The sequence below is a fragment of the bacterium genome (assembly GCA_035528375.1).
GTDB lineage: Bacteria > RBG-13-66-14 > RBG-13-66-14 > RBG-13-66-14 > RBG-13-66-14 > RBG-13-66-14.
Genome location: DATKYS010000085.1, coordinates 1 through 10,816, shown reverse-complemented (window position 1 = coordinate 10,816; position 10,816 = coordinate 1). Strand labels below are relative to the sequence as shown.

Genomic DNA, 10,816 nt, shown 5'->3' with positions numbered 1-10,816 from the left:
CCAGGAGGACGGAAACAAAACAGACGCGGCTTCACAACAGGGGGTTGGGCCGGTCAATCCCGCCCAGCTCGGGGAGGTTCAGCTTGGTGGGTATCACCGGGCGGGTCTCCTTGCGGGAGTCGCGCCAGAGGATGACACTGTTGCGACCGTGGCGCTTGGCGTGGTAGAGCGCCTGGTCCGCCATCGTCACCAGTTCCTCGCGGAAGGAGGTGTCGTCGGGCATGCAGGCCACGCCGCCCGAGATGGTCAACTTCCGTTTCAGCGGGTGCGAAGGACCGTGGGGCAGCTTCTCCACCGCTCGCCGGGTCCGCTCCGCCAGGGCTAGCGCCTCCTCCGTGTGGGACTCGGGCAGGATGACCGCAATCTCCTCGCCGCCGTAACGGGCCGGGAAGTCGGTGTCCCGGATGGTCTCCCGTATTATCCGCGCGATGGTCCGCAGGGCCAGGTCCCCCTCGCGGTGGCCGAAGAAGTCGTTGTACTTCTTGAAGTGGTCCAGGTCGAAGATGACCAGGGAGAGGGTGTGGTTGTAGCGGATGGCGCGCTTCGTCTCCCGGTCCAGGGTTTCCTCGAAGCTGCGGCGGTTGGAGATCTCGGTCAGGGCGTCGGTGAAGGCGAAGTTGGAGAGCTTCTCGTTGAGGTGGGCGCCGTCTATGGCCACCGAGGCCGTGTTGGCCAGGATGGCCAGGAGACGTACGTCCTCGGGGGGGTAGATCCGCGGCTGGAAGTCGTCCACGAAGAGGACGCCGTTGAAGTGGCCTCCGGAGAACAGAGGGGCGGCGACGAACGCGGCGATGCCCGCGGTTTCCACCGCCTTCCCCCCGCCGGGTGCCTGGAGCGAGACGTCGGGCACGACGATGGGCTCCGGCGTGTTCATCATGTGCCAGGCGATGCTCCCCTCCCTCACGGGCCAGGTGGCGTCCGGTTTGACCATCACGTTCAGCCCCTTGACCGCGGCCAGCCGCATCAGGTTCTCGGCGGGGTTAAAGAGGGAGATGGAGCCGGCCTTGGAGTTGGTTATCCGGCAGGCGTGCTCCAGGATGCGTCGGAAGAGGATGTCGAGGGTGCCCGAGGAGGACAGGAGCTTCGAGACCTCGAGGATGGACTCGAGCTCCTCGATCATGCGCTGGGCCTGGGTGTAGAGGCTTGCGTTGTGGATGGCGGACCCGATGGCCGAGGCCAGGGTGCCCAGGAGACGGGCGTCGTAGTCCCCGAAGGCGTCGGGCTCGTTCGACTCGCAGTCGAGGACCCCCATGACCCGGCCACCGAAGGTGATGGGGACGGCGATCTCGCTGCGGCCGCTCTCGCCGCCGGGCTGACCCGAGATGTAGCGGGGCTCCCCGCGGGTTTCTGGGACGACGGCCGTCCGGCCGGTCCGGACCACCTCGCCGGTGACCCCCTGGGAATCGGGGAAGCGCGCCCCGGCCATCGGCTCGTAGTTCCAGCCGACGATGGTGTGGACCTCGAGCTCGTGCCGGTCCGGGTGGTGCAGCACGATGGCGCAGTTGCGGTAGCCCAGTTGCTCGACCACGACCGCCGCCATCCGGCGCAGAATCTCGGCGAGATTCAACGAGCCGGTCAGCGCCTGACCGAAGGCCTCGAAGACCTCGATCTGGCTGAAGCGTTCCTGGTCCCGCGAACGGCTCATCGGGCAATCTCCCGTCCCTCGACGCCGGGCGGTCGTGGGTATTCCCAATTAATGCGCGGCGCGGTCAAGTACCTACGCCTATAATATAATACATCTTACGGGTTTTGTCATCCCGGGGGGCCCGACGGGCGTCCGATACGGCACGGATACGGAGCGCACTCAGGGATGGGTGATTCGTTCAACTCATTGTAATTCAACGGTTTGTCCGCCGACTTCAGGCGAAGTGGTGTTGAAAGGGGCCCGGATCGGGGTCGCAGGAAAATTCCGCGTAGTCCACCCGCGCCAGGAAGAGCCCCCGGGCCGGGGCCGCGGCGGGCGCCTGCGACCGGTCCACCGAGTCCAGCAGCCGGACGGTGTCGTCGGCCGTCATCTTCCCGCTCCCCACGGCCAGCAGGCAGCCGACCACGGCGCGGACCATCCGGTGGAGGAAGGCGTCGGCGGTCACGATGAGGCGACGGCAGCCGCGCCCCTCCTCCAGCCGGCAGCGGTGGATCTCCCGCACCGTGCCCCCGCCGGGGCTCACCGGGCTCCCGACGGCGGCGAAATCCCGCCGCCCCTCGAAGAGCCGGGCGGCCTCGCCCATCCCCTCCCAGTCCAGCCCCTCCTCGACAGAAAGCGCGTAGCGGGAGTGAAAGAGGGAGCCGCCGGGGAGGAGGAAATATTCGTAGGTGCGCGACCGGGCGTCGCGGCGCGGGTCGAAGCCGGGCTCCACCTCGGCGCAGCTGAGAAGGCGGATATCCGCCGGTAGAAGGGCGCCGAGGGCGCGGAAAAGCGTGGCGGCCGGATAGGCGCGCTCCGCGGTGAAGGATGCCACCTGGCCCAGGGCGTGCACCCCGGCGTCGGTCCTCCCCGAGCCGGCGACGGGGACCCTCCGGCCGTAGAAACGCTCCAGGATGCTTTCCAGCTCCCCCTGCACCGTGCGGCGCCCCGGCTGGAACTGCCAACCGGAAAAGTCGGTGCCGTCGTAGGCCAGCGCCAGGGCGCAGGTGGGGCTCACGCCTCGGACTCCCGTTCTCCGGCGCAGGCGGCCTGCTCGCCGCGCGCCACGGCCCCCGCGTCCACCGCGGCCAACAGGGCCCGCAGGAAGGCCGCCAGTCGGCCCCGGCCGGGATAGGCCCGCCAGCCGTCGGCCAGGAGCTCCCGCCCCTCGGCCAGGCCCACCACGTACCCGTCGAAGATTTTTTCCAATCTCGTCCGCAGACGGCGCCCCGGCCGGCCCGGCACCAGGGCGGTGACGCCCCGAGGCCCGGCCCCGGCCAAAAGACCCGCGAAGAGGAAGAGCGTCAGGAGGCGCAGGGAGAGGGTGAGCGCCGGGAGCGAGGTATCCCAGGTCAGGGGCCCCGCCAGGGCCCGGGACGCCAGGGTGAGACCGCCGGCCAGCAGGACCAGGTAGGCGCCCAGGAGGAGGGATCGAATCACACCCCGCAGCCCGGCTCCCCAGATGAGAAGACAGACCAGGGCCGCCCCGGCCAGGACGGCGAGAACGACCCAATCCCCGGCGACGGCGGCGGCGGCGGCACCGACCACCGACAGCCAGACCCGCAGCGCCAGGCTCGTCAAGGCTCGACCTCCTCCACGACGACGCCGGTCACCCGCCCCAGCACGGTGGTCCGCTCAACCCCGGTGGGATCGCGCAGGAGCACCAGCCGCGCCGCGTCGGCGACCTCCTCGTCCAGGAAGGCGTCGCTCGCGCGCCACAGGCCGTCCACGTACGCCTCGTTCCAGGCGTGGTAGTAGAGCTTCCCCCCCACGCCCGAGACGAGGCCGATGACGGTTATCGCCGGGATGCCGGCCCGACGGCAGAGGTCGCTCACCAGGGCGGCGTGCTCGGTGCAATCTCCACGCCGCTGGACGAGGGTCTCCGCCGGGGTGAGCTCCAGGGTCACCGGGCTCTCGCGCAGGTACTCGCCCACCCAGCCGACGATGTTCAGGTAGGTGTTGTACGGGTCGCCCTCCACGGTGAGCGCCTCCGCCAGCTCCTCCAGGGCGCGGTGGTACTCGGGCTCGGGGAAGGGTTCCGGCGGGGGGTAAGTCGGGAAGGGGCGGTTGCGCACGGTGACCCGCCAGGCGCCGTCCCCGGCGGTCTCCACCCGCTGGAAGGGATCGGCCGGCGGAGGTGAGGTCCCCTCGATTAAAAGAACCAGCCGCTCGGTCCCCCGTGGGTTCGGGATGTCCCCTTCGGGGAAGAGGGCCGTGGTGGCGGCCGGGTCCACCCAGGTCAGTCCCGCCTTGGCGTCGGCCTCGTCCGCGGCGGGCCGGACCGACGTCCCGCCGGGCAGAAGGGTGCCCAGCCACTCGCCCGCGGCGTCGTAATAGCTCTCGCGCGGCATTCCGGCGAAGTTCACCTCGTCTACCCGGCCGGGGAAGGTCTCGCCGCCGAAGGTGACCTCACCGGGCACACCCCTGGTGTAAGTCACCCGGATGACCTCGGAGTAGTCGCTGGAGTAGAGGGAGAAGTCCAGGCTTTCCCCCGGTCCCAGGTCGTCCATGACGAGGGAGAACCCCAGTGTACCGACCAGTCCCCCCTCCAGGTAGCGCTTGCCCACGCTCAGGCCTTGGATGCGCTCCACCTCGAGCACGTCCCCGGCGAGGGCGGCGTTTACTATCAGGACATCCGTCCCGGAGATGGTGTAGCAGGTGGCCGCCGTCATCCGCCCGGCCGCGTCGTAGGTCTCCCGGTGGCGGGCGCTGGTGAGCATCGGCATGCCGGCGCGCGACAGCTGCATCGTCGAGTAGTCCTCGATATAGGTTCCACCGGCGTCGTCCCCCCCGGCTATCACCTCCCTAGTGGTGTAGGAGTAACCCACCTTGGTCTCGTCCATGTACATCGCGGTCCAGGTGGTCGCGGCGAGAGCCGCCCGGCAGAGGATCAGGGCTGTGAAGATTCCGCGCATCGTGAACCGCCTGTGTGTGCGGTGCGGATTCTGAATGGTAACGGTTCATACATTATAGGCGTTCCCGGCCCCGGTGGCAATTTACGAGGCACGGGCCGGAGCGTGTCCCCTCTCCCCGTGGGAGACCTGCGAGGCACGGGTTAGGGTGAGGGCTGCCCTAAAAAGCCCCCCTCTCCCTGTGGGAGAGGGGATGGGGGTGAGGGCTGCCTTATAAAACGGGCGGGTGTGGACACCCGCCCACACGTGTCAGGTGTGAATCGAGCATCACCCTCGTAGGGGCCGACCGACGGCGCGCCGTTCAGGTCGCCCGCGGGCGGGTCAAGAGACCCGCCCCTACGTCATCGCAACCCGCGAGACCCGGGCCGGTGTACCCTGTCCGCCACCACGTTGAACCCCGGCACGCCCTTTGTTAAAATCCTGCCGTCGGCAAACTCGAAAAGGACGGGCGCATGAGCGACAAGCCCAAGCTCCTGGAATCCGGCCCGCCGGCGAAGTGGAACCGGCGCTCGGCCTTCATCCTGGCCGCCATCGGTTCGGCGGTGGGCCTCGGCAACGTCTGGCGCTTCCCCTTCGTCTGCTACGAGAACGGCGGCGGGGCCTTCCTCATTCCCTATCTGGTCGCCCTCCTGACCGCCGGTATACCCCTGATGATTCTCGAGTTCAGCCTGGGGCACAAGATGGCCTCCGGTGCGCCGCTGTCCTTCTTCAAGGCCCGCAAGAACTCGGAGTGGGTGGGCTGGCTCATGGTCCTGGTCGGCTTCGTCATCACCGCCTACTACGCCGTCATCATGAGCTGGTGTTTCAACTACCTCTTCCAGTCCTTCTCCCTGGGCTGGGGGAACGACCCCGGGACCTTCTTCACCGAAAAGCTCCTGCACCTGTCCACGGGGCCTGGGGAGCTGGGCGGGTTGAACTGGCCGCTGGTGGTCGGGCTCGTCCTCACCTGGGTCGCCATCTACTTCTCCATCCGCAAGGGGGCCAAGAGCGTGGGGAAGGTGGTGCTGGTGACGGTGCCGCTGCCCTGGCTGCTTTTGTTGATTCTGGCCGTCCGCGGGACGACGCTGGAGGGGGCCGGCGCCGGGCTCAACTACTTCCTCAACCCCGACTGGAGCAAGCTGCTGGACCCCGGCGTCTGGCTGGCGGCCTATGGACAGATATTCTTCAGCCTGTCACTGGCCTTCGGCGTGATGATTACCTATGCCAGCTTTCTCCCGCGCAAGTCGGACATCAACAACAACGCCATAATAATCAGCCTCTCCAACTGCGCCACCAGCTTCCTCGCGGGAGTCACCATCTTCAGCACCCTGGGGTTCCTGGCGGTGGGGAGCCACCACACCGTGGCGGGGGTGATGGAATCGGGGCCGGGCCTGGTTTTCGCCGTCTACCCCACGATTCTCAACCAGCTCCCCTTCTGGCCCGGGTTCTTCGCCGCCATCTTCTTCATCATGCTCCTGACCCTGGGGATAGACTCGGCCTTCAGCCTGGTGGAGGCCACGTCGGAGGCCTGGGTCAACAAGCTGGGGCTCAAGCGCACGCCCGTACTGATAACGGTCTGCGTCATCGCCTTCGCCTTCGGGCTTCTGTTCGCCACCGACGGCGGGCTTTACTGGCTGGACATCGTGGACAACTTCATCAACAAGTTCGGCCTGATTCTGGGAGGTCTCTTCGAGTGCATTGTCCTGGGCTGGCTCTACGGGGCGCGGAAGCTTCGGGAGTACGCCAACCGGGACAGCGAGATAAAGATAGGCCGCTGGTGGGACTTCCTCGTCAAATACTTCACTCCGGCGATCCTGGTCGTCACCTTCGGCATGGACCTGGTAAAGACCATCACCGAGCCTTACGGCGGCTACCCGGACTGGGCGCTCTTCGCCGGAGGCTGGGGCGTGGTGGCGGTGGTCTTCGCGCTGAGCTTCGTCTTCATGCGCATCCGCGCCGACAATAACCGGGCGCCGGCCGGCGAGCAAGGGGGTGGGACCGGTGAATAGGCTCAATCTCCCGACCGCGTTGATCCTCCTCGTCTCGTCGGTCGCGGCGGGGACCGGGGAGCCGACGACGACCGTCGGTCCCCTCCGCCCGGAGTCCGTGACCGTGACCCCGGAACGGGCGGCCAGGCACGCGGAGCGCCTGGAGCTCGTCGCCCGGCTCGGGGTGGAAGGGACGGACCTCGAGGACTCCGCCGATACGCTGGCCGCAATCGTGGCCGACGTGTCCGAGGACCCCGGCCTGCGCGCCGCCGCCGCCGACCTGTTGGGGCGGGTGACCGTGGAGGCCGCGGGCGGGGAGGAGCGGCCCCAGGCTCTGGCTTGCGCCCTGATCGAGGCGGCCCTGGACGGCGACCCCGGCGGCTGGACCGCGGGGTACCTGGCGGAGCTGTCCCGGGGAAAGGGCGGGGCGGAGCGGGCGGCGCTCGTCGTCGGCCTGATGGTGGACGAGCGTCTGGCCGAGTTTCACCGTTCCCTGGCGCTGGACGGGCGGCTGGCCCTCGAAGCACGCGAGGCCGCCGTGGGCGTCATCGGGACCATCGAGGGCGACTGGGCCTACGAGACGCTCGCCGAACTGGCCGGCGACGCCGGCCTCCAGGACGGGGTGCGCGTCGCCGCCGTCGGGGCCCTGGCTCCCTTCGGCTACGACGAGGGGCGCGCGTTCCTGCAAAAACTCGCCCGGGAAAACCTCTCGCCCAGGCTCCACGAGGCCGTCGAAGAAGGGTTGGCGACCATTGACCGGACCCAGCACATGACTCCGGGGGCCTGGATCATGTTCACCGTGGGCGTGATTATACTCTTCGGCGGTTCGGCTCTCTTCATCTCCATTGCTCTGAAGCGCGGCAAGAAGCACGTCTTCAGCGACGAATCCGACGGGGAGCCGTGATGGGTGATCCGAGGCCCATCGGCGAGCTGATCGGGGGAAGCCTGGGCTCCAGACGGATGCGGGAGGCGGTGCGCCTGGGCCGGCTGCGCCTGGTGTGGGAGGAGATCGTCGGGCCGTCCCTCGCGCGGCGGACCCGCGTCAAGGGGCTCCGGGGCCGGACCCTGGTGATCGAGGTCGCTGACCCGGCGGCCCTGGAGCCGCTCCGGGAAATGCTCGGCCGGATCGTTGAGAGGCTTTGCGAAAAAACCGGGGGCGAGGTGGAGGGGGTCGAGCTTCCGCGCTGATTCCGGAACCGGATGGACGAAATCGGAGGGCGGATTACCGCCCTCTTTGCAATGTGCCGCGGATGTCCAGCCCCCCGAACCATAATGAGTGGGTCAATCTGGGCCTGAAACGGCGTTTCCGCTGTTTTAATGCGGGAAAACCGCTCCGGGGCCCATCCGTTCCCATGGCACGCTTGTTGCTTTTTAATACGACCGGAGGACTACTATGCCGGACGCGATCCTGGTCGAGGTCACCACCTTTCTCGAAGACCGAACGCCGCGTTCCGGTAGGGTCCTTGGCGACGGCTTGGAAGGTTCAACCGTCGGCCCCCGAATGGGTAAACGTAATTATCGCGCCGACTCCGGTCGGGAACCCGTCGTGGACGTCCGCACGGGGTAATTCCCTCCACCCGGAGCCGGTTAAATCAGCCCCTTTTTGGGGAGTAATGGGTTAAGTCCGCCGGCGATCCACACCCTCGCATCCGCCCGTCACCCCGGCGACACCCCGTCCTGAATGGGCGGGGTTTTTTTATTGCCCCCCGGGGTGGTATAGTTTTGTCCGTTCCAGGCGGGCTTAACCGATGAAACTCTCCCCCCGGATGGAAATTTTTATCGTTTACGGCGGGCTGGTGGCCGCGGCGGCCCTCCTCGTCCGGCGCTTCACCCTCCTCTTGCAGGCCGGCTGGTCGGCGGAGGCCTCCGTCGGCGGGCTCCTGTACACTCTTCTGGACCTCCTCTCCGCGGGCATGCTCCTCCTGGTCTTTCTCCCCGCCAGGCGTGGGCGGGCAACGGGCCTTAAAACCGTCGTCTACGCCCTGGCCGCGGTCGGGGTCAAGACGAGCTGGTCGCTCCTGGACTGGGGAAGGTTCTCGACCTGGTTCACCCTCACCGACCTCGCTATCTGCCTCGCGGGCGTCCTCTGCCTCCTGGGCGCCCTGGCGCTCCTGCGCCGGTCCGAGGAGGGCGGGGATTAGCGTACTCCCGGGTTGAGCAATTGCAAAAAATCCTCGACGGCGTGTTGAAGTGGCTGCGCGACGACGAGCGCTGGGCGGGGCTCGTCCTCTTCGCCGCGGCGCTCGCGGTCCGCCTCGTCTTCCTCGCCTCCCTCTCCGAGACCATCTACTGGGACCTGCTGACCAACGACAGCCACACCTACTACGCCCAGGCAGGGGCCATCGCCGACGGCACCTTCGAGGCGCCCGAGGGCTTCTTCATGACGCCGCTGTACCCGCTCTTCCTGGCGGCGTTCAAGGTGCTGGGGCTGGAGCCTCTCTTCTGGGCGCGCTTCGTCCAGGCGATCCTCGGGGCGCTGATGGCGCTCTACGTTTACCGGCTGGTCCACGAGGCCACGGGGCTGCGCTGGGCGGGGTTCATCGGCGGCGGGCTGCTGGCGGTCCTCGGACCGGCGCTCTTCCACGACGGGATGCTCGTGGTGACGAACATCGCCGCCTTCGTCCTCACCCTGGGCACGCTGCAACTCGTGCGCTTCGCCAAGGGCCGGCGGACGCGGAACCTGGTCGGGGCCGGAGTCTGCCTCGGCCTGGGCGGGTTGGCCTGGGGCACCATCCTGGCGGTAGTCCCGGCGATCCTGGTCTGGCTGGTCGTCGTCCTGCGAAAGGAGAGTTGGCGCAAGGCCCTCGGTCGGGCGGGCATCCTGGCCGGCTGCGTCCTCGTCCCGATTCTGCCGGTGACGGTTTACAACGCGGCCCAATCCGGCGAATTCATCCTCACCACGACCAACCTGGGGCTCAACCTGCAGATAGGCAACCACCCGGGGGCGAACGGCCTGTACAGCCCGCCCATGCACCACGAGACAGGCGAGGTCTTCGAGGCCACGGGGAGGCTCTACCTGAGCCGGGTCACCGGCCACTACGTGACCCTGACCGAGGCCAACCGGTACTGGTTCAAGGAGGCCCTGCGGTACATCGGGAAAAACCCGGGCGGGTTTTTCCTGAACCTCGTGAAGAAGGCGTGGTACTTCGTCCACGGCTACGAGTGGCCGCAGCTCGAATCCTACGACCACTATAGGGAGGTCGTCCCCTGGCTGGGGCTGCCCTGGCCGACGCTGGCGGTGGTGATGCCGCTGGCGCTTTTGGGGCTCGGTCTGGCCTGGCATCGGCGGCGGGAGCTGGCGCCGGTTTACCTGGTCGCGCTTTTTTACGCGGCGGCGGTGGTGCTCTTCTTCATCACCGGACGCTACCGCTATCCCGTCGTGCCGCTCGCGTGCGCCTTCGCCGGCATCGCCGTCTGGCGGCTCGTCGAGTTCGCGCGGGAGAAAAAGTGGCGCGACCTGGGCCTTTCAGCGGGCGTCCTCGCCGTCCTGGCCGTGGGGGTCAACATACCCGACGGGAACGTCGAGAAGCTCTCCGACCGGGGGTCGGCCTACTACAACGTGGCCTCGCGGCTCCTTTTGGCGGACCGGAACGCCGAGGCGGCGGATTACTTCGGGCGGGCCGAGGCGGCCTTCGCCGAACCGCCCCCGTCGCTCTATCTGGACTGGGGGGTGGCGCTGCACCGGGAGGGCCGGCTCGACGAGGCTTTGGAAAAGTACCGGCGGGCGGAAGAGCTGGGCGAGGATTCCCCGAAATTGCCGATGGACCTGGCCACCGTCTACACGACGCTGGGCCGGTACTCCGAGGCCGAGGGGGCCTACCTCTGGGCGATGCGTGTCGCCCCGGACTGGCGCGACGCCTACCTGGGGGCGGCCGAGTCCGCCGCGGCCCGGGGACGGCCATTCGAGGGTGTGGCCTACCTGGACCAGGGGCTGGAGCGCCTGGGGTCCGACTCGGTTCTCCTGACGCTGCGGGGGGATTTCAAGCTGGCGGGGGGCGACCTCTACGGCGCGCGGGCCGATTACGAGGCGGTGTTCTCCGAACGGCCGGGATTCGCTCCGGCGATCCTGGGCCTGGGGCGGACGCTTTTAAAGTTAGGTGACGCCTCCGGAGCCCGGTCGCGTTTCGAGGAGGTGCTGACCCTCGTCCCGGGGAGCCCCGCGGAGGCCGAGGCGCTTCGACCGCTGCGTGAGCAGGCCGCGGAGTTGCTGCGCCGGATGTAGGGAGGCTTACGTCGTGCAGATATAGGGCGGCCCCTCTGCGGGCCGCCGTGTTACGGGGCGAATGCGTGGATAAATCGGCGGGGATAGGTAT

Annotated in this window: 9 protein-coding genes; 5 read left to right on the top strand and 4 right to left on the bottom strand. The window is 68.0% G+C overall.

Features of this window, described 5'->3' with window-relative positions; translation table 11 throughout:
• Positions 1–31 precede the first annotated feature (31 nt).
• The 4 genes from VM054_06830 to VM054_06815 all read right to left on the bottom strand — a co-directional run bounded on the left by VM054_06830 (position 32) and on the right by VM054_06815 (position 4,539).
• A complete protein-coding gene (locus VM054_06830) occupies positions 32–1,645 on the bottom strand; it encodes a diguanylate cyclase (GenBank protein ID HUT98772.1) in 1,614 nt (537 codons plus the stop codon).
• Positions 1,646–1,859: 214 nt separating this feature from the next.
• Complete coding sequence (truA, locus tag VM054_06825; GenBank protein ID HUT98771.1) at positions 1,860–2,642, bottom strand: tRNA pseudouridine(38-40) synthase TruA; 783 nt, start codon at positions 2,640–2,642, stop codon at positions 1,860–1,862.
• Positions 2,639–3,205: a hypothetical protein gene (locus VM054_06820; protein ID HUT98770.1), complete on the bottom strand. Its 567-nt coding sequence runs from the start codon at positions 3,203–3,205 to the stop codon at positions 2,639–2,641. The genes truA and VM054_06820 overlap by 4 nt, the downstream gene beginning before the upstream one ends.
• Positions 3,202–4,539: a transglutaminase-like domain-containing protein gene (locus VM054_06815; protein ID HUT98769.1), complete on the bottom strand. Its 1,338-nt coding sequence runs from the start codon at positions 4,537–4,539 to the stop codon at positions 3,202–3,204. Before VM054_06815 ends, VM054_06820 begins: the two co-directional genes overlap by 4 nt.
• Positions 4,540–4,988: 449 nt before the next feature.
• Between VM054_06815 and VM054_06810 the strand changes: the two genes are divergently transcribed.
• From VM054_06810 to VM054_06790, 5 genes are all read left to right on the top strand, one after another.
• Positions 4,989–6,524 carry a sodium-dependent transporter gene (locus VM054_06810; GenBank protein HUT98768.1) on the top strand — a complete coding sequence of 512 codons (1,536 nt, stop codon included), beginning with the start codon at positions 4,989–4,991 and terminating at the stop codon, positions 6,522–6,524.
• A complete protein-coding gene (locus VM054_06805) occupies positions 6,517–7,407 on the top strand; it encodes a MetS family NSS transporter small subunit (protein ID HUT98767.1) in 891 nt (296 codons plus the stop codon). Before VM054_06810 ends, VM054_06805 begins: the two co-directional genes overlap by 8 nt.
• A complete protein-coding gene (locus tag VM054_06800; GenBank protein HUT98766.1) occupies positions 7,407–7,691 on the top strand; it encodes a DUF721 domain-containing protein in 285 nt (94 codons plus the stop codon). Before VM054_06805 ends, VM054_06800 begins: the two co-directional genes overlap by 1 nt.
• Positions 7,692–8,251: 560 nt before the next feature.
• A complete protein-coding gene (locus tag VM054_06795; GenBank protein ID HUT98765.1) occupies positions 8,252–8,644 on the top strand; it encodes a hypothetical protein in 393 nt (130 codons plus the stop codon).
• 20 nt (positions 8,645–8,664) lie between these two features.
• Positions 8,665–10,725, top strand: a complete 2,061-nt coding sequence (locus tag VM054_06790) for a tetratricopeptide repeat protein (GenBank protein HUT98764.1) — start codon at positions 8,665–8,667, stop codon at positions 10,723–10,725.
• Positions 10,726–10,816: the final 91 nt, after the last annotated feature.